Here is a 23,156-nt window from a genome sequence, read left to right as displayed (position 1 = left end):
GTGTCCGTCCCGTTCTGTTCTTCTCGTGGTGTCCGCTCCGGTACGCGCCCATGATCTCCGACGTCCGCCCCGGCCGTCGCGCCACCCCGCCCCGTCGCGCCGCCCCGGCGAGTCCGGCCTCCGGCCCGTGACACCTGCCCCTCCCGTGTGCGGGGACTCGGATCAGCCGAGACCCGGGCCGCGGACCGGGATGGAGGTGAAGGTCGGCTGGGCGGGCTCCTGCGAGGTGAAGAAGTCGTTGCCCTTGTCGTCCACCACGATGAACGCGGGGAAGTCCTCGACCTCGATCTTCCAGACCGCCTCCATGCCGAGCTCCTCGTACTCGACGACCTCCACCTTCTTGATGCAGTCCTGCGCCAGCCGGGCCGCCGGGCCCCCGATCGAGCCCAGGTAGAAGCCGCCGTGGCTGCCGCAGGCGTCCGTGACCTGCTTGCTCCGGTTGCCCTTGGCGAGCATGATCCTGGAGCCGCCCGCCGCCTGGAACTGCTCGACGTAGGAGTCCATCCGGCCGGCCGTCGTCGGGCCGAAGGAGCCGGAGGCGTACCCCTCGGGGGTCTTGGCCGGACCGGCGTAGTACACCGGGTGGTCCCTCAGGTACCGCGGCATCTCCTCGCCCGCGTCCAGCCGCTCCTTGATCTTGGCGTGTGCGATGTCGCGCGCCACGACCAGCGGGCCGGTCAGCGAGAGCCGGGTCTTGACCGGGTACTTGGTCAGCTCGGCGAGGATCTCGTCCATCGGCTGGTTCAGGTCGACGCGGACGACGTCGGAGGACTCGTCGAGGTGCTCGTCGGTGGTCTCCGGCAGGAAGCGGGCCGGGTCGGTCTCCAGCTGCTCCAGGAAGACACCCTCGGCGGTGATCTTCGCGACGGCCTGGCGGTCGGCGGAGCAGGAGACGGCGATCGCGACGGGCAGCGAGGCGCCGTGGCGCGGGAGCCGCACCACGCGGACGTCGTGGCAGAAGTACTTGCCGCCGAACTGCGCGCCGATGCCGATCCTCTGGGTCAGCTCGAAGACCTTGTCCTCCAGCTCCTTGTCGCGGAAGCCGTGGCCGAGCTCCGACCCCTCGGCGGGCAGCTCGTCCAGGTAGTGCGCGGACGCGTACTTGGCGGTCTTGAGGGCGAACTCGGCGGAGGTGCCGCCGACGACGATCGCCAGGTGGTACGGCGGGCAGGCGGCCGTACCGAGCGAGCGGATCTTCTCCTCCAGGAAGCGCATCATGCTCGCCTCATTGAGGACGGCCTTCGTCTCCTGGTAGAGGAAGGACTTGTTGGCGGAGCCGCCGCCCTTGGCCATGAAGAGGAACTTGTAGGCGCCGCCGTCGGTCGCGTACAGCTCGATCTGCGCGGGCAGGTTCGAACCGGTGTTCTTCTCCTCCCACATGGTCAGCGGGGCCATCTGCGAGTACCGCAGGTTGAGCTTGGTGTACGCGTCGTAGACGCCGCGGCTCAGCGCTTCCTCGTCGCCGCCCTCGGTGAGGACGTTCTGGCCGCGCTTGCCCATGACGATCGCCGTGCCGGTGTCCTGGCACATGGGGAGGACGCCCGCGGCGGCGATGTTCGCGTTCTTCAGCAGGTCCAGGGCGACGAACTTGTCGTTGCCCGACGCCTCCGGGTCGTCGATGATCCGCCGCAGCTGGGCCAGGTGGGCCGGGCGCAGGTAGTGCTGGATGTCGTGGATCGCCTCGGCGGCGAGGGTGCGCAGCGCCGCCGGATCGACCTTGAGGAACGTACGGCCGTCGGCCTCGAAGGTGGAGACACCTTCGGAGGTCACCAGGCGGTAGGGCGTGGTGTCCTCTCCCAGGGGGAGCAGATCGGAGTACGCAAACTCTGGCATGGCGGCCATTCCTCACTCGGCAAGACAGCGCACCGCCTCCCTTGGCGGCGCGTCATCCAGCGTAGAGCGCGTCGGAGGCCCCGATCCTGTGAGGTAAGGCTCACTTGCCGTGCGCGGCCGGTCCGGGGCGGGCGGCGGCCTCGGGAAGCGGGCGGTGCGCGGGTCGGGTGGGTATCAGGGCAGGGGCGTGCGGTGCAGGGCGATGAGCAGGCGCCAGGTGCGGCCCGCGATCTGGGTGGGGGAGGCGTCGATCAGGCCGTGGAGCCAGTCCGCGAGCAGCCCCGCGAAGGCCGCCGAGACCGCGGAGGCGACCAGGTCCGGTTCCGGGGCCCCGGCCAGCTCGCGTTCGCGCCGGCTGTAGGCCCGCAGTTCGCGGTGGAGCAGATCGCCGAGGGGACCGCCGCCCCCTGGCCGCAGCAGACCCCGGTAGAGCGGGGCGTGCGGGGCGAGCCCGGTGAAGAAGGCGGGCAGCGCGGGCGGCGGGGCGGCCGGGTCGGGCGTGCCGCGCCAGGCGTGCAGGGCGTCGACCGCCTCGCGCACGACATCGGCGCAGGCGTCGACGGCGAGTGCCCGCAGATCGGGGTAGTGCAGGTAGAAGGTGGCCCGGCCGACCCCGGCCCGGCGGGCCAGCGCGGCGACGCCGACCTCGTCGAGGGGACGCGTGGCGCACTCCTCCAGGAGGGCGGCGCGCAGCCTGGCGCGGGTCCGGGCGGTACGGGGGTCCTCGGTCGTGCTCGTCACCCGGCCCACAGTACGGCGAGCAGTGCGAGGGCCCCGGGCGCGGCCTGGGCGAGCAGGATGCGGCGGTTGGCGGTGAGGCCGCCGTAGATCCCGGCGATCACCACGCAGGAGAGGAAGAAGACGCGTACCTGATGGCCGGTCGGGTCGTCGGCGATCAGGCCCCAGACCAGGCCGGCCGCGAGGAAGCCGTTGTAGAGCCCCTGGTTGGCGGCGAGAGGTGCCGTCGCGCGGGCCATCGTGGCGTCGAAGCCGGAGAGGTCGCGGCCGGGCGGGCGCTCCCAGAGGAACATCTCCAGGACCAGGATGTAGGCGTGCAGGGCGGCGACGAGGCCGACGAGGACGTTCGCAATAATGGACACCTGTCCAGGATACATGGGCAAGTGTCCATGAAGTGTCACGCCGGGGTGAGGGTGCCCGGGCCTCGCACCCCGGCGGGCGCGGCTGCCGGGGCGCGAGGCGGCGCGCGAAACCGGCCGGCGGGCGGGCGATTCCGGGCGCGGTCGGACCGGGCCGGAGGCGGTCACGGCGCCGCGCCCCCTAGTCGCGATCTATCGCGTTTCGCTAACCTGGGTCCGTGGACCTCGAAAAGCAGCCCCAGAAGCCGGTCGCCCCTGCCGAGCCGCCCCCCGTCGCGCCCGAGGACGCGTTGAGGGCCTCGGACGCGGACCGGGACCGGATCGCGGACATCCTCCGTGACGCCCTCGCCGAGGGGCGGCTCGACGCCGAGGAGCATTCGGAGCGGATCGACGCCGTCTACCGCGCCAAGACGCTGGGCGAGCTGGAGCCGATCGTCCGGGACCTGCCCGCCGGTGCCCGGCCGCGCCGGGAGCCCGAGCGCGACTACGGCTACGGCCCCGACGAGACCTCGGGCCCCGCGGACAACCTCGTCGCGATCTTCTCCAGCACCACCCGCAAGGGCCGCTGGCGGGTGGGCCGCCGCACCAACGCGTTCGCGCTCTTCGGCAACATCGAGATCGACCTCACCGAGGCGCTCTTCGCACAGCGGCTGACGACCGTCACCGCCACCTCGATCTTCGGCAACGTCGAGGTGCGGGTCCCCGAGAACATCAGCCTGCGGGGAAGCGGCTCCGGGTTCTTCGGCAACTTCGACGTCGCGACCCTGGAGGGTGCCGACCCGCAGGCGCCGGTGGTCGTCGTCAACGGGTACTCGGTCTTCGGCAACGTCGAGGCCAAGCCCAAGCGGGGAAAGTGGATCACCGACCTCCAGAACCACGTGCAGAAGCGGATGCGCAAGCACCTCGACGACTGAGAGCACGCCGGGTGACCGTGAGCGCCCCCGCGGGCGTCCCGGGGCGTGCGGGAACCCCGGGCGGCGGCCGGTCTCGGGGGCGGGGTTGACCGGAATCCGCCCCTGAGGTTCCGCACTCCGGAAGTTGACGGCACGCAGTGCATAGGCACGCGTACAGCGGGTAGGGCTGCTGCATCGTCTCTCGCTCGCGAAGCCGTCGTCAGGAGTAGACCGTGCCGCATCCGCCGCATCAGCCCCTCCAGGTCGCCGCCGTTCCTCTTCCACGCGTCCCCGCGCGGGAGGACGAGGACGGCCCCTGGCACGCGGAGGCGGTGTGCCGCCGGGACGAAGCGGGACTGTTCTTCGCCCCGTCGAAGGAACCGACCGCTTCCCGGCTCTCGCGGGAGGAGGCCGCCAAACGGGTCTGTGCCCGGTGCCCGGTGATGGTCGAGTGCCGGGAGCACGCGCTGCTCCAGCCGGAACCGTACGGCGTGTGGGGCGGGCTGACCGCGGCCGAGCGCCGGGTGGTGCTCGCCCGGCGTCGGCGGCGCGAGGTGGAGCTCACGAAGGCGGCGCCGGAGCGGATCGCCGCGGCGGGCTGAGGCGAAGGTCGACGGCCGGTCCCTCCGGGGTTCCTCCGCACGCGAAGGGGCGCCCCCACCGCACATGGGGGGCGCCCCTCATCCTCGCGCCGGTCGGCCCGCGGGCCGCAGGGGTCCGTGACCGCCGGGTGCCGCTACTTGGCGCGGTCGAAGTCGATCTTGCTGTAGGCGCGCAGCTTCGACAGCCGGTGCGTGGAGTCGATCTGGCGGATCGTGCCGGACTTCGAGCGCATCACCAGCGAGGACGTGGTCGCGGTCTCGGAGCGGTAGCGGACACCGCGCAGCAGCTCCCCGTCCGTGATGCCGGTGGCGACGAAGAACACGTTGTCGCCGCTGACCAGGTCGTTCGTGGAGAGCACGCGGTCCAGGTCGTGGCCCGCGTCGACCGCCTTCTGACGTTCGGCCTCGTCCTTGGGCCACAGCTTGCCCTGGATGACACCGCCCAGGCACTTGATGGCGCACGCCGAGATGATGCCCTCGGGCGTACCACCGATGCCCAGCAACAGGTCGACGCCGGTGCCCTCGCGCACGGCCATGATCGAGCCGGCGACGTCGCCGTCCGAGATGAACTTGATCCGGGCGCCGGTCTCGCGGATCTCCTTGACGATGCCCTCGTGGCGGGGGCGGTCCAGGATGACGACCGTGACGTCTTCGGGGGCCATGGACTTGGCCTTGGCGACCCGGCGAATGTTGACCGAGACCGGGGCGTTGATGTCGACGAAGTCGGACGCCTCCGGGCCGGTGACCAGCTTGTCCATGTAGAACACGGCGGACGGGTCGAACATCGTGCCGCGGTCGGCGGCGGCGAGGACGGCGATCGCGTTCGGCATGCCCTTGGCGTTCAGGGTGGTGCCGTCGATCGGGTCGACCGCGATGTCGACCTCGGCGCCGGTGCCGTCGCCGATGCGCTCCCCGTTGTAGAGCATGGGGGCTTCGTCCTTCTCGCCCTCGCCGATGACGACGACGCCGTTCATCGAGACGGTGGAGACGAGGGTCCGCATGGCGTTGACCGCCGCGCCGTCGGCACCGATCTTGTCGCCCCGGCCGACCCAGCGGCCGGCGGCCATGGCGGCGGCCTCGGTGACCCGCACCAACTCCAGGGCGAGGTTGCGGTCGGGGGCCTCGGGGGAGACCTCGAGCTCGGACGGCAGATGATGCTCGGTCATCGGAGCGCACCTTTCTGTACGGCGACGGCCGGAAGTAAAGAGGGTGCTGCGACTCTATCGGTACGTCGACAAATTGAGCAGAGGGGCCCACGTATGAGCACAACACCATGATGCGACCATGGGGGGCGTGGCAGGTATGCGAGGCAGGCAGACGGTACGCGGGATGTTCCAGTCCCTGGCGGTGATCATGGCCGCCGCGGGCGTGATGTATCTCTTCATCCCGCACGACGAGACGAAGTCCCCGGTCAAGACCAAGGACTACCGGGTCGAGCTGCTGACGGCCCAGCGGGCGGCACCCTATCCGGTGCTCGCTCCGCAGGGTCTCGGCGAGGACTGGAAGGCGACGGTCGTCTCGTACAAGCGCGACCAGGACAATGCCTGGCACCTGGGTTTCCTCGACCCGGACACCCAGTACGTGTCCCTCCACCAGTCGACGGCCGCCCCCGAGGACTTCGTCCCCGAGGTGACGCAGCGGGCCGAGGACTCCGGCAGGACGCAGACCGTGGCCGGCCAGGTCTGGCAGCGCTGGGAGGGGCCGAAGTACGACGCCCTGGTGCGCACGGACGGCGATTCGACGACCGTGGTCACGGGCACCGCTTCCTTCGACCGCCTCGCGGAGATGGCCGGCGCGCTCCGGTCGGACGCGGCGTGAGCGGACGGCCCGGCGCCGCCGCGCCCGCACCGGTTCGCCGCCCGCGACGGTAGGGACCCCGGAGGCCGGCCCGGCTCCGGACGGCAGCGCCCCGGACACGCGGAACGGGGCCCCCGCACCGTGCGGGGGCCCCGTTCCGCGTGTCCGGGCGGGTCCGGTCCGGACCCGTCAGGGAGGGTCAGACCGTGGTGACGACCGCGTCGTAGTCCAGGCGCGGGGAGCGCGGGAACCAGGCGTCCTCGCCCGGCTTGCCGATGTTGACCACCATCAGCGGGGTGTGGTCGTCGTCCAGGAACTCCTTCTGGACGCCCGCGAAGTCGAGACCGGTCATCGGGCCGGCGGCCAGGCCCGCGGCGCGCACGCCGATGATGAAGTACGCGGCCTGCAGGGCCGCGTTCAGCAGGGCGGACCCCTCACGGGCCGGACGCTCGGCGAAGAACATGTCCTTGGCCTGCGGGAAGTGCGGGAGCAGCGCCGGGAGCTCCTCGTGGAACTCGTTGTCGGCGGAGAGGATGGCGACCAGCGGGGCGGCGGCGGTCTTCGGCCGGTTGCCCTCGGCCATGTGCGCGACGAGGCGCTCGCGGGCCTCGGGGGAGCGGACCAGCGTGACGCGCAGCGGGGTCTGGTTGAACGCCGTCGGGCCGAACTTCACCAGGTCGTAGATCGCCTGGACCTGCTCGTCGGTCACCGGCTCCTCGGAGAACGTGTTGGCGGTGCGGGCCTCGCGGAAGAGGAGGTCCTGGGCGGCGCGGTCGAGAACGAGAGACATGGTGCGTACCTTCCGGGCGAGCAAAGGGGGGTTGAGGTGATGTCCACGACGGTACGCCCGCGATTGGTTAATTTTCAACTAAACAATGCGGATAGTGATCCGCTTCACAGGTTTCCGCTGGTCACGGCCGCGCCCGACACACCCCGCGCTACTCCTTCTGGCTCACCCCCGGCTCCTCCTCCGCCGCGAGGGAGGCGTCGAGCCGCGCCCGCGCTCCCTCCAGCCAGCGGCGGCACACCTTCGCCAGCTCCTCCCCGCGTTCCCAGAGCGCGAGGGACTCCTCCAGCGTCGTCCCACCCGCCTCGAGACGCCGTACGACCTCGATCAGCTCGTCCCGCGCCTGCTCGTATCCGAGCGCGGCCTCTTCCGTCGTGCCTGCCATGGCTACCACCCTATGCGTGCGATCCGACACGAGATCATGTCCCGTCGACGCGGCGTACCGGGAACTCGCCGGCGGCGACCCGAGCCCTCAGTTCCTCCCCGACCGTCGCCTCCGACGGGTCGCGGACGACCGCGCCGTCCGCGCGCTGGAGCACCGCGTACCCCCGCTCCAGCGTGGCCGCCGGGGAGAGCGCCCGGACCCGCGCGCGGGTGTGCGACAGCTCGGAGTCGGCGCGGTCCAGCAGATGCCGCAGCGTCCGCCGGCCGCGCGCGAGCACCGCGTCCAGCTCGTCCTCGCGTACCTCCACCATCCGCCGCGGATGCTCCATGACCGGGCGCGCCAGGGCGTGCGCGAGCCCACGCTCCTCGCGCTCCAGCAGGCCCCGCACGCTCCGCAGGGCCCGGTCGCGCAGCCCCCGCACCCGCTCCAGTTCCTCGCCGACGTCCGGGACGACCTTCTTCGCGGCGTCGGTGGGCGTGGAGGCCCGCAGATCGGCGACCAGGTCGAGCAGCGGCGAGTCCGGTTCGTGGCCGATCGCGGAGACCACCGGCGTCCGGCAGCCCGCGACGGCCCGCACGAGCTGCTCGTCGGAGAACGGCAACAGGTCCTCCACGCTGCCGCCGCCCCGGGCCACGACGATCACGTCCACCCCCTCGTGCGCGTCCAGCTCCCGCACGGCCTGGATGACCTGCGGCACGGCCTTCACGCCCTGCACGGCGACGTTGCGCACCTCGAACCGCACGGCGGGCCAGCGGCGCCGCGCGTTCTCCAGGACGTCCCGCTCGGCCGCGGACGCCCGTCCGCAGACGAGACCGATCAGCTGGGGGAGGAACGGCAGCGGCTTCTTGCGGTCGAGGGCGAAGAGCCCCTCGGCGCCCAGGCTCCTCTTCAGCTGCTCCAGCCGGGCCAGCAGCTCGCCGATACCGACCGGCTTGATCTCCACGGCCCGCAACGAGAGCTGCCCGCGCGGCGCGTACCACTCGGGCTTCGCGTGCACGACGACCCGGGCGCCCTCCGAGACGACGTCCGCGACGGCGTCGAACACCTGCCGGTAGCAGGTGACACCGATGGAGATGTCGTACGAGGGGTCCCGCAACGTCAGGAACACCACCCCGGCGCCCGGGCGCCGGGAGAGCTGCGTGATCTGCCCCTCCACCCACACCGCCCCCAGCCGGTCGATCCATCCCCCGATGAGGCGGGACACCTCACCTACGGGCAGCGGCGCTTCCGCGGACGTGTTCAGAGCCATGCGCCGAGACTAGTGCCGGCTGACGCGGCACCCGAGAGGCTCTCGGCTTGTTCTTTGACCTCGGCTCAGGCGAGGTCCTTCCTACTTCCGGTGGGCCCCACCCTGGACCGCGAGGACCACCATCCCGACACCCAGCCACACCACACCCACCAACTGGGCCGACACCGAGGCCTCCACGAGCACCGCCGTCAGGATTCCCGCACCCGCCACCGGTGCCACCACGTGCCGCCACCACCGCGGCGGCCCCGCCATCCGCCGCACCGCGAACCAGCCCACCACACTCGCGTGCAGCAGCACGAACGCCGTGAGCGCCCCGACGTCCACCACCGACACCAGATGGTCGAGCCCGTCGTCCAGCCGGGCCGCCCCCACCGCCGCCACCATCGTCACCGCCGCCGAGAGCAGCAGGGCCACCCGCGGTACGCCGGAGTCCGTCCGGGCCAGCGGACGCGGCAGCCGCCGCTCCCGGGCCATCGCGAACAGCAGCCGCCCGGCCGCCGCCTGGCCCGCCAGTGCCGCGAAGGCCGCGCCGATCGCCTTGCTCACCGCCACCAGATCGTGCAGCCAGGTCCCGACGGACGCGTCCACCGCGTCGTAGAACGCCGACCCCTGCTTCGCCGGCTCGGCCGCCAGCTCCGCCGAGGACAGCGGTTCGAGCAGCGCCACCAGGTACGTCTGGACGACGAACAGGGCGCCCGCGAGCACCAGACAGAACAGCACCGCCCGCGCCACCTTCTCCGACCCGCCGGTCACCTCCTCGGCGAACGAGGCGATCGCGTCGAATCCCAGGTACGACAGCACCGCCACCGACACCGCCCCGAACACCGCGGTGAGCGAGAAACCCGCGTCCCCGGTCAGCGGCGACCACCAGTCGCGTCGCGCCCCGTCCCGCACCAGAGCGGTCACCGCGGCCACCACGAAGACCAGCAGCACCACCACCTCCAGGGTGAGCACCGCGAAGCCGGCCCGTGCCGCCGCCCGGACCCCCCACAGGTTGAGCAGGGTCGTGATCACCACCGCGACGCCGGTCCACACCCACCGGTCCACCGCCGGCACCAGCGCCTCCATCGCGATACCCGCGAAGAGATAGGCCACGGCCGGGATCAGCAGGTAGTCGAGGAGCGCCATCCAGCCCGCGACGAAGCCCGGCCCCTCGCCGAGTCCCTTGCGGGCGTACGCGAAGACCGAACCGGCCTGCGGGGCCACTCGCACCATCTGCGCGTAGCTGAACGCGGTGAACGCCATCGCGACCGTCGCCACCAGGTACACCAGCGCCACCGCGCCGTTCGACTTCGCGTCGAGTGTGCCGAAGACACCGACGGGGGCCATCGGCGCGATGAACAGCAGCCCGTAGACGACAAGGTCGCGGAACCCGAGATTCCGACGCAGTCCGGTGTGCGCTGCCACCCGTGCTTCCTCGGCCATGCGCCCAGTCTCGGGCACCCCGCCGGCCAGGCCCCGGCGACGCGGCCGGAGCCGGTCCTGCGAGGCGGCCCGCATTCCGGGCGGCCTTACGATGGGGGGCATGACTGCTACGCCCGCGACCCACCGCCCCAAGCGCGTCCTGCTCGCCGCTCCCCGTGGCTACTGCGCGGGCGTCGACCGTGCCGTGATCGCCGTCGAGAAGGCCCTGGAGCAGTACGGGTCGCCGATCTACGTCCGCCACGAGATCGTGCACAACAAGTACGTCGTGCAGACCCTGGAGCGGAAGGGCGCCATCTTCGTCGACCAGGCGACGGAGGTCCCGCCGGGCAACATCGTGATGTTCTCCGCGCACGGGGTGGCCCCGAGCGTCCACGAGGAGGCCCGGCAGGGCCGGCTCGCCACCATCGACGCCACCTGCCCGCTGGTCACCAAGGTGCACAAGGAGGCCGTCCGCTACGCCGAGGCGGACTTCGACATCCTGCTCATCGGCCACGAGGGCCACGAGGAGGTCATCGGCACCTCCGGCGAGGCCCCCGAGCACATCCAGCTGGTCGACGGCCCGGAGGACGTGGCCGAGGTCGAGGTCCGCGACCCCTCCAAGGTCGTCTGGCTGTCCCAGACCACGCTCTCGGTCGACGAGACCATGGAGACCGTGGACGCCCTCCAGGCGAAGTTCCCCCAGCTGATCTCCCCGCCGTCGAGCGACATCTGCTATGCGACGCAGAACCGCCAGACCGCGATCAAGGAACTGGCCGGCCAGGCCGAGCTGGTGATCGTCGTCGGCTCGAAGAACTCCTCGAACTCGATTCGGATGGTCGAGGTCGCCAAGCAGGCGGGTGTCCCCGCCGCGTACCTGGTCGACTTCGCCCGCGAGATCGACGAGGCGTGGCTGGAGGGCGTCTCCACCGTCGGCCTCTCCTCGGGCGCCTCGGTACCGGACGTCCTCGTCGAGGAGGTCCTGGTCTGGCTCTCCGAGCGTGGCTACGCGGACGTCGAGATCGTCAAGACGGCCGACGAGTCGCTGACCTTCTCGCTGCCGAAGGAGCTCCGCAACAAGGACCTGCGGGCCGAGGCGGAAGCCCTCCTCCAGGAGCGCGCCTGCCAGGAGTGACCCGGCCGTGACCGGCACCGGGTCACCGGAACGGGCGTCGGGCGGCCACAATTCCGGCCGCTGCCCCTAACGTTGGGTTCATGAACGTCTTCGGAGTGGACATCGGCGGCTCGGGCATCAAGGGCGCTCCCGTCGATCTGGAGCGTGGCGAGCCGGCCGAGCCGCGCCACAAGGTACTGACCCCGCACCCCGCCACACCCGACCACGTGGCGGGGTGCGTCGCGGAGGTCGTGGCGAACTTCGGCTGGACGGGACCGGTCGGCGTGACCTTCCCGGGCGTCGTCACGGGCTCCACGATCCGTACGGCCGCCAATGTCGACAAGGCGTGGGTGGGCGTGGACGCGGGCGAACTGCTCGGCGACCGCCTCGGGGGTGTGCCGGTCACGGTCCTGAACGACGCGGACGCGGCCGGCGTCGCCGAGATGACCTTCGGCGCGGGGCGCGGCCACAAGGGCACCGTGATCCTGCTGACGCTGGGCACCGGCATCGGCTCGGCCCTCTTCGTCGACGGCCGCCTGGTACCGAACACGGAGCTGGGCCACCTGGAGCTGAAGGGCCACGACGCGGAGAAGCGCGCCTCGACCAAGGCCAAGGAGGACGAGGACCTCAGCTGGGAGCACTGGGCCACCAAGCGCCTCCAGAAGTACCTCGCCCACGTGGAGATGCTGTTCTCACCGGAACTGTTCATCATCGGCGGCGGCGTGAGCCGCAAGGCGGACAAGTTCCTGCCGCTGCTCGACGGCATCACGGCGGAGATCGTCCCCGCGGAGTTGGAGAACAACGCGGGCATCGTCGGCGCGGCGATGGCGGCGGCAGGCCGCTGACCGGCCGTCGGATGCCGGGTTCGGGGTCCGGTCCGGGGTGTCGCGGCGCGGGTGCCTACGGTGCGGGTGCCTACGGTGCGGGGCGCCGGGGGCCCGTGCCCGCGCCCGGCCTCGCTCCCGCCTTCGCGGCCTGCGTCGCCCCGGGCCCGGGTCCCGCGCCCGTTCCCGGGGCGACGGCCGACCGTGCGACCGCCGCGGCCCGCTGGCGGCGGCCCATGTCCCGTACCTTCCGGATGCTGGTGATCAGCCCCGCGACGAGCGTCCCGCCGTACAGCCACCCTGCGTGCACCGCCAGCGCGGTGACCAGCGCCATCGCCTGCCCGCCGAACCCGCCGGAGCCACCGGCGATGGGGACGACGCCGACGGCGAAGGCGATGGGCACACTGATCGGCGCGGTGACGAGGTCGGCTCTCCGGACCCACAACGCGGTCAGGGCGCTGACCGGCAGGAACAGCAGACCGAACACGGCCGGCGCTCCGTCGAACAGCAGCCAGTCGAGGAAACCGATCACCAGCATCGCGGCCGACGCGAACAGCCCGGCGCCCAGGCCGGTCAGCCGGGGACGGGGGAAGCGTCGCAGGGCGACGACGACCGGCGGCGCGGGCCGTCGCACCGTCGGCGCGTCCCGTTCGACCCGCGGCCGCCCCGCACGCTCCCCGGTAGGAGGGGTGACCCGGTAGACGGCCGCCCCTTCCACCAGCGCACCGGGCGGGGGGACGGGCGTCTGCGGCCGTCGACGGTCACGCGGCTGACTTGTCCTGTGCTGCTCCACTGCACCAACGTAGGTCGCGAGGGGCCGGGTCACCGTCGCAGGACACGCCCTTCGGGTGACCTTGCCGCCGTGTTCGGCCGAAGGCCGTCGTCGCGGGCCGGTTCCGCACGCCCGTAAACTGGGGGATCGGCCCATCATCCGTACGCCCCACACCGCCTCCACACCGCTAGGGAAGTCGCCAACGTGTCGCTCACGATCGGAATCGTCGGTCTGCCGAATGTCGGCAAGTCGACCCTGTTCAACGCCCTGACCAAGAACGACGTGCTGGCGGCCAACTACCCGTTCGCCACGATCGAGCCCAACGTCGGCGTCGTCGGTGTCCCCGACCCGCGCCTCGGCAAGCTGGCCGAGGTCTTCTCCTCCCAGCGGCAGCTGCCGGCCACGGTCGACTTCGTCGACATCGCCGGCATCGTCCGCGGCGCGAGCGAGGGCGAGGGCCTGGGTAACAAGTTCCTCGCGAACATCCGTGAGTCGGACGCCATCTGCCAGGTCATCCGTGCCTTCAAGGACGAGAACGTCGTGCACGTCGACGGCAAGGTCTCGCCGAAGGACGACATCGAGACGATCAACACCGAGCTGATCCTGGCCGACCTCCAGACCATCGAGAAGGTCCTGCCGCGCCTGGCCAAGGAGGCTCGGATCAAGAAGGACGTGGCTCCGAAGGTCGCGGCCGTCGAAGCGGCGAAGGAGATCCTCGAGCGCGGTGACACCCTCTCTTCGCAGGGCATCCTCCAGGGCTCCGAGAAGGCCGAGCCCCTGCACGACCTGCACCTGCTGACCACGAAGCCCTTCCTCTACGTCTTCAACGTGGACGAGGACGAGCTGACCGACGAGACCTTCAAGGACGAGCAGCGCGCGCTGGTCGCCCCCGCCGAGGCGATCTTCCTGAACGCCAAGCTGGAGGCGGACCTCGCCGAGCTGGACGAGGAGGACGCCATGGAGCTCCTCCAGTCCGTCGGCGCCGAGGAGCCGGGCCTCGCCACCCTGGCCCGCGTCGGCTTCGACACCCTGGGCCTCCAGACCTACCTCACGGCAGGCCCGAAGGAGGCCCGCGCCTGGACGATCAAGAAGGGCGCGACGGCACCGGAGGCGGCCGGTGTCATCCACACCGACTTCCAGAAGGGCTTCATCAAGGCCGAGGTCATCTCCTTCGCCGACCTGATCGAGACGGGCTCGGTCGCCGAGGCCCGCGCGGCCGGCAAGGCGCGCATGGAGGGCAAGGAATACGTGATGCAGGACGGCGACGTGGTGGAGTTCCGCTTCAACGTGTAACGGCTGACAAACCACCACGTCGCTGATGTGGTGGATTTCGACACGAAAGTACACGTAGCCGAGCGAGGCCGGGATGCTTCGTTCCGGCCTCTTCGGCTATCCCGGGACTCGTCCCAGGGGGCTTGTCATGGAAGGGCGTGGGGAAGAACCAGCCTCGCTGCCGCCGTCTGTTCACGCCGGATTCCAAGGTCAAGATCGTAGAGTGGTGGGAGCGTGGTCACCGCTTGGCCGGTCCGGTTGTTGATAGGGGGTGCGGGGGTGTGAAGGGGACGCGTGGTAGGCCGCCCTCAAGCTGGGGCTTGCCGAAGTCGGCAGGCGCGCGGCAGGCGCGTTCATTGGCCTTCACCGACGAGAGCGCCACGTAGGGACCTCGCGGGGTCCCATGGCGTCCACGGGGGCGTTCGCTTTTCTCTAATCCCATTCTATGGAACCGTTTAGGACACGGCCTGGCGGGTCGTCCGGGGTACGCTCGCTGATGGGCTTGACCTCGTAGTGGTCTCCCTCATGCACGAGCCTACCTATGTGCCGGAATTCGTCATCGAATAGATCCCGGAGAGAAGGACAGGCGCGGGCGTCTCTCTCGCCGTAGTCCCCCCAACTCCCGACAGAACCGGTAATCGCGTCGACGAAATACCCGTACATCTCGCCGCACTCATAGGGCTCGGCAGCGAAGGGAATCCACTCCCGCTCCCAGTAGGCGGCGTCCTCGTTCGGACCCGGCATCATCTGGTGATGGAGCCGCACGATCGTCGACAGCGGCAGCAGCGCCCAGCAGTTGGAGAGAAACCCACCCTCCGGGCATGACCCCGTCAGCCCATTCGAGTCATCCAGCTGGGTCACGGTCCCGTTGTTGACCTTCAGGTACGCGCGCAGCTGATCGGGGAGCCGCACGCCGAGCTGCTCCTCGGCTGCGGTGATCTCCTCCTCGCTCGCCGGCCCGTTGAGAGCGCGGTGGTTGACCGGGGCGTGTTCCTCAAGCCACCCCACGATGCGGCTCCATGCTTGGACTGTCTCATTCATTACGATCCGGTGCCTTTCAGTGGTATCTAAGCGAGGAACTCCGGGCCACGTTCACGCCCGGGAGGAATCGTTTCTCAAGATAGGGGTGACCTGTGCCGGAGCGCGGATCTGCGCTGTTGTCAGAGGGTGGTCGTGTGGATCGGCACCACGTCGCTCGCTGGGCAAGCCTGCGGGCAGGAAGGGTCCGTCTCCTCGGAGGTGGGCCCTTGGGCCATGGGGAGGCGCGGTACGGCTCATCCATGGAGGCGTTCCGGCGTGCACCGGTCGCTTCGGCCGGGCACGGGAAGGATGGGGGCGGGGCGGCTGGGAGCGGTCCGCGAAGAGTCCGCGGAGACGCGTAGGCGACAGTCGGAGCCCGACACATGCCAACGGGGAAACCTGGTCAGGTCGTTGACTGTGATTCCACCGCACGTCGGAGGACGGCCGGGGCGAGGGTCCGGGCGACCGCGGGGGTGAGGGGGTGTCCGGCGAGGACGTGGCGGACGGCGCCGAGCGGGACGGGGCGTTCGTAGTAGTCCTCGAAGTGGGCCTGGACGGCCTCGGGGGAGCGGTTCGTGAGGAGGTCGAAGAGGAAACCGGAGCCGTCCGGGTCCTCGCTGCCGGCGGGGAAGGCGATGGTCGAGCCGGTGCGCCAGGCGGTGTCGTCTGTCTCCCGCCACAGGCAGACGGTGACCCGAAGGGCGTCGACGCCCTCGTCGCGGAAGGCGGGCACGTCCAGGAGCGGACGCAGCACGGCGGGCACGTCGTCGATGACGCCGGGCCAGACCTGCTCGTCGTCCGTCCCGTACGGGGTCATCTCGGATTCGTGGTCGAAGCCGCGTATGAGCACACCCGCAGGAGCGAAGAGGACGGAGAAGTCGTCTCCCGAGCCGTTCTCCATCAGGGCTGCCTCCACGCCGGGCCCCCAGGTGGCATCGAAGGTGTACTCGCAGAACCGCGGATCGTCGCCGATCGCCTGGTCCAGGACGGCCAGTGCGCGCAGATGCGCACGGAGCCGGACGGGGTCGGGGAGGAGGGCGGCGGTCTCGTGCGCGGTACTCATGGCGCCATCGAAGCAGCCGCCACTGACAAGTGAGTCGGCGGCGGTCGTGCGGACCCGCCGGTGACGTCGGACATCCGGCACCCGGCGCGCACGTACCCTGCCGGACTCCGGCATGCCGAGTGCGCACGACGCAGGCATACCGTGACGGGCGAGGAGGCGCCGGTGTCGGCCGGGGCGGGATGCGAAGGGAGGGGAGAGGCGGGATGTTCATGGTGGCCTGGGGGGTGTTGGCGACGGCCTGGGGCTGGGTCGTCGCGACGGACTTCCGGGGAGCCGCCCATCGATTCCACGCCTTGTCCCACGCTGTCACGCCGTTCGGCGGCGGCGTGCCGGTCGTGGGTGTCGGCTTCTTCCGCTTGCTGGCCGGGATGTTCGCTCTGGTCGGTCCGGCCGTCCTGGTCGGCGGGCTCGTGGACCTGTGGCACGGCGAGGCGGGGCCGGACGGTCTGCCTCCGATGCCCGCCTGGTTGCTCGTGGTGCAGGCGATGGTCGTCGGCGTCGTCCTCTGGATAATCTGGCGGCGTTCCGGCGTGCTGCGCCGTGAGTGGGCGGCCGGTGCCGGCCTGCGGCGTGCCGCCGTGGCCGGGCTCACGGCATCGGTCGTCGCCTTCGTCGTGACGTCGGGCTTGGGCTGGGGAGCGTGGATGACGGTCAGCTGGTTGGCCGGTGGCCTCTGGGGGCTCGCCCTGTTGCCGAGTGATTGCCCCGGCGAGTCGTCGGACACGGGCGCCGGACTGAGCTCAGGGGACTCGTCGGACTCCTGAGCGGCTTCGTCGGGACCGGCCGCTCGCGGGTCCGCGCGTGCCGTTGACCGATGCGCCGTGGGCGCGAATCAGCCGTCGCCACCGGACCGGATGCCGAGGCGGGGTGGCCGGTGGCCCTGCGGCGCGTGTCGCGGACACTCCGCGGCACGGCCGTGAGTGACCCGTCGAAATCCCCACTCTCCACCGGAGAATCGCCTGTTCAGGCCGCTGGGGGGTGCTCTGCCGCGGGCCGGGCGCCTGCGCGGGCTGCTGCGGTGTCGTGCCGGGCGGCGCACACTGGGGTGGTGCGATCCACTCCCTCAGGTGGTGCCGATGAGTCGTGTGCTCCGTAGCGGTTGTGCCCTCGTCCTGGCTCTGGGGTCGGTGGCCGCGGGGGTGAGCGGCTGCGGTTCCTCCGGTGCGGACGGCGCGGGGGAGACCGGGGCGATCGTCACCGCCACCCGGACCGTCACGGCGGAGCCGCCGACCGTGCCGACCCCGTCCCGGACCACCCCGTCCTCCCTGCCGCCGTCCCCGTCGTCGAAGCCCACGCCGCCCGAGAGCAACCCGTCCAGGCCGTCCGCGCCCCGCCCCGCTGACGCGGCCTCCACGGTCGAGGCGTACTTCGCGGCGATCAACGCCCGTGACTACCGGCGGGCGTGGGAGCTCGGGGGCAGGAACCTCGGCGGCTCCTACGAGTCCTTCCGGGCGGGCTTCGCCGACACCGTCCGGGACACCGTCCGGCTCGTCGACGTCCGTGACGGCAAGGTTACGGTCGTGCTCGACGCCCTGCAGGCGGACGGGACCGTACGCTCCTTCGCCGGCACGTACACGGTCAGGGGCGGGGTCATCGTCGGCGCTGACGTGCGGTCGGTGGAGCCCACGCCCGAGACGCCCGAAGGCGTCGTGCCGACGAGGCAGGGGGACGCCCGCGAGTCCTATCCGCCGGGGCCGCCGCCGGGCGTGCCCGACGTCGACTGCTCGGATCTTCCCGGCCCCGTCGTCGTCGGCCCCTCCGACCCGCATCGCCTCGACCGCGACGGTGACGGCATCGGTTGCGAGCCCGAGTGAGTCACCGACCGGGGCCGCCTGTCCACGGCAGCCTGGCTCGTGGCACCTGATCCCCGCCGCCCGCCGCCCGCGATGCGCCTCGCGCGCCCTCTCCGACCGGCCGCCCGGTCGTGCCCGGCAAGGCTTTCGGGACTGTTCACCTGCGCGTGGCCTGCGCCTTCCCGGGCTGGGCGGGCATCCGCAGTCGGATGCTGTAGGGGTAGAGGTCTGGACCACTGATGTCGCGCCAATCACGTGTCTCATTCGGGCCTCTCGGGGCCCGAATGGCGAATGGTCTATACCTTTGCCGTTAGGCTGGGCCACCTGAAAAGGGCAGAAACACAGCTGTGGGGGGCTTTATGACTGTTCATCATCTTCCGCAACCACCGTCCGACGAAGAGCTGTACTGGTACTTCGGTCCGCAACGGCGCTGGGTCCTCGTCAGTACCTCGATCGCCTTCGTGTTCACGGCGGCGACCATGCTCACCTTCGCCCTGCGGACTCCGGCCCTGTGGGCCTTCCTCGCCGTCCTCGGCCTCAATGTCGTGGCCCTCGTCCTCTCCTCCGTCAACAGCCTGCGCCAGCGCCGGCTGACCCGGCAGTCGCACGAGGTGCTCGTCCACGCGTGGCGGCCCCCCGAACTGCCGACCGTCGACCTCTACCTTCCGACCTGCGGCGAACCGCTCCCCGTACTGGCCAACGCCTACCGCGCGGTCGCGGCCGTCGACTGGCCCGACGCGCTGACCGTCTGGGTCCTGGACGACGCGGACCGGCCCGACGTCGCCGCCATGGCCGCCTCGTACGGCTACGAGTACGTCGTCCGCCCCGACCGCGGGCACCTGAAGAAGGCCGGCAACCTCAACCACGCGCTCACCCTGAGCGAAGCCGAGTTCATCGCGATCCTGGACGCCGACTTCGCGCCCCGGCCGGACTTCCTGCGCCACCTCGTCCCGTACCTGGCCGACCCCGCCGTGGGCATCGTGCAGAGCCCCCAGTGCTTCGACACCGACGAGACGATGAGCTGGGTCCAACGCGCCGCGGGCGCGGCCCAGGAGTGGTTCTTCCGCTGGATCCAGCCGTCCCGGGACGCGAGCGACGCCGCCATCTGCTGCGGAAGCAACGCCGTCTACCGGCGCAGCGCGATCGACCTCGCCCGCGGCTTCGCCCGGCTCGACCACAGCGAGGACCTGTACACCGGACTCGCCCTGCACGAGCAGGGGTTCCGCACCCAGTACGTCCCCGTGCTCGTCGCGAAGGGCACCTCGCCCGACCACGTGACCGCCTTCGTCAACCAGCAGTACCGGTGGGCGATGGGCAACCTCCACCTGATCGGCACCCCCGTGCTGAAGCGGATGGGCGCGCCCTGGCGGATGCGCCTGTGCTTCTACGAGGGCATCGTCGGATACCTGACCACGGCCGTGAACACCTTCGCGGCACCACTGCCGCCCCTGGTCATGATGTTCTGGTATCCGGACCACATCCGGCCCTGGCACGTGCTGCCGCTGCTGGCCCCGCTCTGGCTCTGGCATGTGCTGCTTCCCAGGATCAGCCGGACCCGCTGGCGGGTCGAGGTCATCCGGGCGAACGTCCTGACGAGCGTCGCCGCCGCGACCGCCTTCCTGCACACGATCCGGGGCCGCAGCGCCGCCTGGGTGCCCACCGGCGCGAGGAGCGCGCCGGCCAAGGGCGAGATGGCGCGGCGCGTGGTGGGGGTGTCGCTGGTCTGGCTCGTCCTCTCCAACGGAGCCGCCGCCGTGGGCCTCGCGCTGGCCGTGGCACGCAACGGCTGGGAGCCCAACTGGGGCCTTCTGCTGTATCTCCTGGTGCAGTGTCAGATCAACGTCCCGCTCATCCGTGACCTGCTGGCCGAGATCCGCCCGGCGTCCGCGGCCCGGCGCGCCGTCACCGCCGCGGACCCCGGGACCGAGCCCGTCGCGGACACGCCCCGGCCGGCGGGTATCCGTCCGCGGCTCCTCGTGCCCCACACCGGCATGCTGCCCCGCCGCTGGCCCGAGACCCTCGCCGCCTCCGCGGCCCTTCTGCTCATCGGCCTGCTGGCGTCCGGGTGGGTCAACCCGATGCTTCCCTGGCTGAGTTGAAAGAGACCATCACCATGCAGTTCCTCATGGCGCCCGGCCTGCGCTCCCGTCGCAAGCCCACCACCGAGCCGCCCGAACCCCCCGCCGGCGGCCCCCGCTCCGGCGGCGAGTCCGGCCCCAGCCCCCACCGGTCCGCCTTCCGCCCCGACATCGAGGGGCTGCGCGCGGTCGCCGTCCTCGCGGTCCTCGCCTTCCACGCCGGAATACCGTTCACGGCGGGCGGATTCGTCGGCGTGGACGTCTTCTTCGTCATCTCCGGCTATCTGATCACCGGCCTCCTGGTGCGGGAGGCCATCACCACCGGCCGCATCGGACTCGGCGACTTCTTCTCCCGCCGGGCCCGGCGTCTGCTGCCCTCCGCCGCCGTGGTGCTCGGCGCGGTCGCGGTGGCCGGCGCCTGGCTCACCGTCCCGCTGAGCCGCACCGACCTGGAGTACGACGTCGTCGCGGCGGCGCTGTCCGTCGCGAACTGGCGCTTCATCGCACAGCAGACCGACTACCTCGCCGCCGGCCACGACCAGAGTCCCCTGCTGCACTTCTGGTCGCTGGCCGTCGAGGAGCAGTTCTACCTCGTCTGGGCCCCGCTCCTCGCGGTGACCGCGCTGTGCGTGGCCCGCGCGGCGCGCCGCGGCCGGGCCGTGCGCTCCGTCGTCGCGCTGCTCACCGCCCTGCTGACACTCGGCTCGTTCGCCCTTTCCCTGCGCTGGACGGACCACTCCGCATCCCTCGCCTACCTCGGATCGCCCTCCCGGGTCTGGCAGTTCGGCATCGGCGCGCTGCTGGCCCTGCTGCCCTGGCACCTGATGCGCGGCCCGCGGGTGCTGCGCCTGCTGTGCGGCTGGGCCGGGGCCGCGGCCATCGTCTGGTGCGTCGTGTCGTACGACGCCTCGACGCCCTACCCCGGCTACGCGGCACTCCTGCCGACACTGGCCACCGCCGCCGTCATCCTCGCCGCGATACCAGGCCGGGGCGAGCGGTACGTCGAAGGCACCTACGGGGTGGGACGGCTGCTGGCGGGACGGGCTCCCCGGGCGATCGGGAGGCTCTCCTACAACCTGTACCTGTGGCACTGGCCGGTGATCGTCCTGGCCGAGGCCCGCTTCGGCACGCTCGACTGGCCCGTGAAGGCCGCGCTCACACTGGCGGCCGTCCTCCCCGCCCTCGCCACGATGCGCTGGGTCGAGCGACCGCTGCGCCGGAGCCGTACCGTCAGCGAACACCCTCGGCGCGGCCTGTCGGTCGGCGTCTCCTCCATCGTCTTCCCGGTCGTCCTCGCGCTGCTGGTGGGGACCACGGCACTGAACCTGCTGGGCCCGGCCACACCGGTCGACCCGCAGGGGCTGCCTCCGGGCGCGGCATCCGGGCCGCACCTGCTCGCGCGGACGCCCGGCATGCCGCTCCCGGACGGGCCGGTGGTACCGGGGCCGGCCCAGGCCCGCGCGGACTTCCCGCCGGACGGCCCCTGCGAGGTCGCCCCCTCGGAGACCCGCAGCCCGGACTGCCTGTTCGGAGCGGTGGACAGCCCGGACCGGATCGTGCTCCTCGGCGACTCGCACGCCGGACAGTGGTTCTCCCCGATGCTGGCACTCGCCTCCCAACGCGGCTGGGCCCTGCAGGAGTTGGTCAAGCAGGGCTGCCCGCTGCCCGAGCTGGCCGTGGACAATCCCCAGCTCGGCCGTGGCTACCGGGAATGCGACACCTGGCGGGCGGACAGCCTGGAGCGGCTCCGGCAGCAGCCCAAGCCCCGCCTGATCGTGATCGCCTCCCTCAACCGGTACACCGCCGACGTCGAGCTCCTCGGCGAAGCGTGGCGGAGGACGCTGGAGCCGCTGCGGGCACTCGGCGCCCCGATCGTCTACATCGAGGACACACCCGTACCCGGCATCGACATCCCGGCGTGCGTGTCCGGCAACCAGGACTCCCTCGCGGCCTGCGCGTTCAGCCGCGAGGACGCCCGGCACCCCGATCCGCTGGCGCGGCTGATCGCCTCCGGTGCGCTGCCCGGTGTCTCGAGCGTCAGCGTGAACGAGGTGCTGTGCCCCGGCACCGGCCCGACCTGCCCGGCCGTGCTGGACCGGATCCTGCTCTACCGGGACGACGCCCACCTGACCAACGCGGCGGCCGTCGTCCTCACGCCACGGCTCGAACGACTGCTCGCCTCGTCCGGCGCGCTGCCCGCCACGACGGCCGCCGGGACCCCTCGGGCGGACGGGTGGACCCGCCTGCTGCGCGACGACTTCGACGGACCGGCCGGGAGCCCTCCCTCCGCCACCCACTGGATCCACGACATCGGCACCTGCTATCCCGGCTGTCCCGCGCCGCGGTGGGGAACCGGTGAGATCGAGACCATGACCGACTCGACCGACAACGTCCGACTCGACGGGAAGGGCGCGCTGGAGATCGTGCCCACCCGGAAGGACGGCACGTGGAACTCGGGGCGCATCGAGACCAGGCGCGCCGACTTCGCGCCACCGCCCGGCGGGGTCCTGCGGATCGAGGCGTCGATCGCGCTGCCGGACGTGACGGGGACGAAAGCGGCGGGATACTGGCCGGCGTTCTGGGCCCTCGGAGAAGGACTGCGCGACGGCTACACCGGATGGCCGGGCGTGGGGGAGCTGGACGTCATGGAGTCCGTCAACGGGCGGGACACGGTCTTCGGCACCCTGCACTGCGGTGTCCTCGACGGCGGCCCGTGCCTCGAACCCGTGGGTCTGACATCCGGCCCGCAGCCGTGCTCTGGCTGCCGCACGGCTTTCCACACCTACGCGGTCGAGGTCGACCGCACCCCCGGCGCGGAGGAGGTGCGCTGGTACCTGGACGGCCGCGTGTACCACCGGGTGACAGCGGACCGGATGGACCCCGCGACCTGGAAGCGGACGGTGGACCACGGCTGGTTCCTGATCCTCAACGTGGCCGTCGGCGGCAACCTGCCGCTCGCCGACGGGGCGACCGCGGGCCCGGCCACCGAACCGGGGCATCCGATGCGGGTCGACCACGTCACGGTCTCGACCCGGGAAGGCCCGGACCGGTAACGCGCGGGGGAGGCACCTGGAGCCGTCGGGCGTGGCCCGCCGGGCTCCCCCGGCCACGCCGGACGGGCTTCCCGCCGGTCCTCGACGCCCCGGCCGTTCCCGCCGGGGCGTCGCTCCGTCGTG

General features: G+C 71.6%; 21 protein-coding genes. 10 read left to right on the top strand and 11 right to left on the bottom strand.

Annotation, left to right across the window (positions count from 1 at the left end; translation table 11 throughout):
- Positions 1-162 precede the first annotated feature (162 nt).
- The 3 genes from OG393_RS10520 to OG393_RS10510 form a co-directional block, all read right to left on the bottom strand.
- The gene (locus OG393_RS10520) at positions 163-1,833 is read right to left on the bottom strand and encodes a fumarate hydratase (protein ID WP_327374393.1); all 1,671 of its coding nucleotides are present in this window, start codon (positions 1,831-1,833) and stop codon (positions 163-165) included.
- 174 nt (positions 1,834-2,007) lie between these two features.
- Positions 2,008-2,574 (bottom strand): TetR/AcrR family transcriptional regulator, encoded by a 567-nt coding sequence (locus OG393_RS10515; protein ID WP_327374392.1) that lies wholly within the window; start codon positions 2,572-2,574, stop codon positions 2,008-2,010.
- The gene (locus OG393_RS10510; RefSeq protein ID WP_327374391.1) at positions 2,571-2,933 is read right to left on the bottom strand and encodes a DUF1304 domain-containing protein; all 363 of its coding nucleotides are present in this window, start codon (positions 2,931-2,933) and stop codon (positions 2,571-2,573) included. The genes OG393_RS10515 and OG393_RS10510 overlap by 4 nt, the downstream gene beginning before the upstream one ends.
- Positions 2,934-3,148: 215 nt before the next feature.
- Here OG393_RS10510 and OG393_RS10505 point away from each other — a divergent pair, with 215 nt between their 5' ends.
- Both OG393_RS10505 and OG393_RS10500 read left to right on the top strand, forming a co-directional pair.
- Positions 3,149-3,844 carry a DUF1707 SHOCT-like domain-containing protein gene (locus tag OG393_RS10505; protein WP_327374390.1) on the top strand — a complete coding sequence of 232 codons (696 nt, stop codon included), beginning with the start codon at positions 3,149-3,151 and terminating at the stop codon, positions 3,842-3,844.
- Positions 3,845-4,056: 212 nt separating this feature from the next.
- Entirely contained in the window at positions 4,057-4,425 is a 369-nt protein-coding gene (locus OG393_RS10500) for a WhiB family transcriptional regulator (RefSeq protein ID WP_327374389.1), read from the top strand.
- Positions 4,426-4,559: 134 nt separating this feature from the next.
- Here the strand turns inward: OG393_RS10500 and glpX are convergent, their stop codons facing one another.
- The gene (glpX, locus tag OG393_RS10495; RefSeq protein ID WP_327374388.1) at positions 4,560-5,591 is read right to left on the bottom strand and encodes a class II fructose-bisphosphatase; all 1,032 of its coding nucleotides are present in this window, start codon (positions 5,589-5,591) and stop codon (positions 4,560-4,562) included.
- 118 nt (positions 5,592-5,709) lie between these two features.
- On the opposite strand from glpX, the gene OG393_RS10490 reads away from it, so the two are divergent.
- On the top strand, positions 5,710-6,243 hold the full coding sequence (locus OG393_RS10490) for a DUF4245 domain-containing protein (RefSeq protein WP_327374387.1): 534 nt from the start codon (positions 5,710-5,712) through the stop codon (positions 6,241-6,243).
- Positions 6,244-6,421: 178 nt separating this feature from the next.
- On the opposite strand, the gene OG393_RS10485 is transcribed toward OG393_RS10490, so the two are convergent.
- The 4 genes from OG393_RS10485 to OG393_RS10470 form a co-directional block, all read right to left on the bottom strand.
- Positions 6,422-7,012 carry a malonic semialdehyde reductase gene (locus OG393_RS10485; RefSeq protein ID WP_327374386.1) on the bottom strand — a complete coding sequence of 197 codons (591 nt, stop codon included), beginning with the start codon at positions 7,010-7,012 and terminating at the stop codon, positions 6,422-6,424.
- Positions 7,013-7,160: 148 nt separating this feature from the next.
- Positions 7,161-7,394: an exodeoxyribonuclease VII small subunit gene (locus tag OG393_RS10480; protein WP_327374385.1), complete on the bottom strand. Its 234-nt coding sequence runs from the start codon at positions 7,392-7,394 to the stop codon at positions 7,161-7,163.
- A gap of 34 nt (positions 7,395-7,428) precedes the next feature.
- Positions 7,429-8,643 carry an exodeoxyribonuclease VII large subunit gene (xseA, locus tag OG393_RS10475; RefSeq protein WP_327374384.1) on the bottom strand — a complete coding sequence of 405 codons (1,215 nt, stop codon included), beginning with the start codon at positions 8,641-8,643 and terminating at the stop codon, positions 7,429-7,431.
- 81 nt (positions 8,644-8,724) lie between these two features.
- Complete coding sequence (locus OG393_RS10470; protein WP_327374383.1) at positions 8,725-10,068, bottom strand: APC family permease; 1,344 nt, start codon at positions 10,066-10,068, stop codon at positions 8,725-8,727.
- Positions 10,069-10,159: 91 nt separating this feature from the next.
- On the opposite strand from OG393_RS10470, the gene OG393_RS10465 reads away from it, so the two are divergent.
- Together OG393_RS10465 and ppgK are read left to right on the top strand one after the other, a co-directional pair.
- A complete protein-coding gene (locus tag OG393_RS10465; protein WP_327374382.1) occupies positions 10,160-11,179 on the top strand; it encodes a 4-hydroxy-3-methylbut-2-enyl diphosphate reductase in 1,020 nt (339 codons plus the stop codon).
- 80 nt (positions 11,180-11,259) lie between these two features.
- On the top strand, positions 11,260-12,003 hold the full coding sequence (gene ppgK / locus OG393_RS10460; protein WP_327374381.1) for a polyphosphate--glucose phosphotransferase: 744 nt from the start codon (positions 11,260-11,262) through the stop codon (positions 12,001-12,003).
- Between the two features lie 70 nt (positions 12,004-12,073).
- Here ppgK and OG393_RS10455 read toward each other — a convergent pair whose 3' ends face one another.
- Entirely contained in the window at positions 12,074-12,775 is a 702-nt protein-coding gene (locus OG393_RS10455) for a DUF6542 domain-containing protein (protein ID WP_442817287.1), read from the bottom strand.
- Between the two features lie 183 nt (positions 12,776-12,958).
- Between OG393_RS10455 and ychF the strand changes: the two genes are divergently transcribed.
- The gene (ychF, locus tag OG393_RS10450) at positions 12,959-14,047 is read left to right on the top strand and encodes a redox-regulated ATPase YchF (protein WP_327374380.1); all 1,089 of its coding nucleotides are present in this window, start codon (positions 12,959-12,961) and stop codon (positions 14,045-14,047) included.
- Between the two features lie 411 nt (positions 14,048-14,458).
- Here the strand turns inward: ychF and OG393_RS10445 are convergent, their stop codons facing one another.
- Together OG393_RS10445 and OG393_RS10440 are read right to left on the bottom strand one after the other, a co-directional pair.
- The gene (locus OG393_RS10445; protein ID WP_327374379.1) at positions 14,459-15,034 is read right to left on the bottom strand and encodes an SMI1/KNR4 family protein; all 576 of its coding nucleotides are present in this window, start codon (positions 15,032-15,034) and stop codon (positions 14,459-14,461) included.
- A gap of 415 nt (positions 15,035-15,449) precedes the next feature.
- Positions 15,450-16,109, bottom strand: coding sequence for a hypothetical protein (locus OG393_RS10440; protein ID WP_327374378.1), 660 nt, complete (start codon positions 16,107-16,109; stop codon positions 15,450-15,452).
- A gap of 203 nt (positions 16,110-16,312) precedes the next feature.
- Between OG393_RS10440 and OG393_RS10435 the strand changes: the two genes are divergently transcribed.
- From OG393_RS10435 to OG393_RS10420, 4 genes are all read left to right on the top strand, one after another.
- Positions 16,313-16,873 (top strand): hypothetical protein, encoded by a 561-nt coding sequence (locus OG393_RS10435; RefSeq protein ID WP_327374377.1) that lies wholly within the window; start codon positions 16,313-16,315, stop codon positions 16,871-16,873.
- Positions 16,874-17,185: 312 nt separating this feature from the next.
- A complete protein-coding gene (locus tag OG393_RS10430; RefSeq protein WP_327374376.1) occupies positions 17,186-17,923 on the top strand; it encodes an excalibur calcium-binding domain-containing protein in 738 nt (245 codons plus the stop codon).
- 338 nt (positions 17,924-18,261) lie between these two features.
- The gene (locus OG393_RS10425) at positions 18,262-20,001 is read left to right on the top strand and encodes a glycosyltransferase family 2 protein (protein ID WP_327374375.1); all 1,740 of its coding nucleotides are present in this window, start codon (positions 18,262-18,264) and stop codon (positions 19,999-20,001) included.
- Between the two features lie 14 nt (positions 20,002-20,015).
- Positions 20,016-23,033, top strand: a complete 3,018-nt coding sequence (locus OG393_RS10420) for an acyltransferase family protein (protein WP_327378382.1) — start codon at positions 20,016-20,018, stop codon at positions 23,031-23,033.
- The last annotated feature ends 123 nt before the right edge of the window (positions 23,034-23,156 follow it).

Origin of the sequence: Streptomyces sp. NBC_01216 (assembly GCF_035994945.1) — a bacterium.
GTDB lineage: Bacteria > Actinomycetota > Actinomycetes > Streptomycetales > Streptomycetaceae > Streptomyces.
Note: the sequence above shows the minus strand (reverse complement) of the source record. Positions and strands in the feature narration are given on the sequence as shown.

Bases quoted from the DNA above. Each gene is read 5' to 3' on its own strand.
- OG393_RS10480 (WP_327374385.1), bottom strand. From the start codon at position 7,394: ATGGCAGGCACGACGGAAGAGGCCGCGCTCGGATACGAGCAGGCGCGG.
- OG393_RS10440 (WP_327374378.1), bottom strand. From the start codon at position 16,109: ATGAGTACCGCGCACGAGACCGCCGCCCTCCTCCCCGACCCCGTCCGG.
- OG393_RS10435 (WP_327374377.1), top strand. From the start codon at position 16,313: ATGTTCATGGTGGCCTGGGGGGTGTTGGCGACGGCCTGGGGCTGGGTC.
- OG393_RS10430 (WP_327374376.1), top strand. From the start codon at position 17,186: ATGAGTCGTGTGCTCCGTAGCGGTTGTGCCCTCGTCCTGGCTCTGGGG.
- ppgK (WP_327374381.1), top strand. From the start codon at position 11,260: ATGAACGTCTTCGGAGTGGACATCGGCGGCTCGGGCATCAAGGGCGCT.
- OG393_RS10465 (WP_327374382.1), top strand. From the start codon at position 10,160: ATGGGGGGCATGACTGCTACGCCCGCGACCCACCGCCCCAAGCGCGTC.
- OG393_RS10470 (WP_327374383.1), bottom strand. From the start codon at position 10,068: ATGGCCGAGGAAGCACGGGTGGCAGCGCACACCGGACTGCGTCGGAAT.
- OG393_RS10425 (WP_327374375.1), top strand. From the start codon at position 18,262: ATGACTGTTCATCATCTTCCGCAACCACCGTCCGACGAAGAGCTGTAC.
- xseA (WP_327374384.1), bottom strand. From the start codon at position 8,643: ATGGCTCTGAACACGTCCGCGGAAGCGCCGCTGCCCGTAGGTGAGGTG.
- OG393_RS10490 (WP_327374387.1), top strand. From the start codon at position 5,710: ATGGGGGGCGTGGCAGGTATGCGAGGCAGGCAGACGGTACGCGGGATG.
- OG393_RS10485 (WP_327374386.1), bottom strand. From the start codon at position 7,012: ATGTCTCTCGTTCTCGACCGCGCCGCCCAGGACCTCCTCTTCCGCGAG.
- glpX (WP_327374388.1), bottom strand. From the start codon at position 5,591: ATGACCGAGCATCATCTGCCGTCCGAGCTCGAGGTCTCCCCCGAGGCC.
- OG393_RS10420 (WP_327378382.1), top strand. From the start codon at position 20,016: ATGCAGTTCCTCATGGCGCCCGGCCTGCGCTCCCGTCGCAAGCCCACC.
- OG393_RS10520 (WP_327374393.1), bottom strand. From the start codon at position 1,833: ATGCCAGAGTTTGCGTACTCCGATCTGCTCCCCCTGGGAGAGGACACC.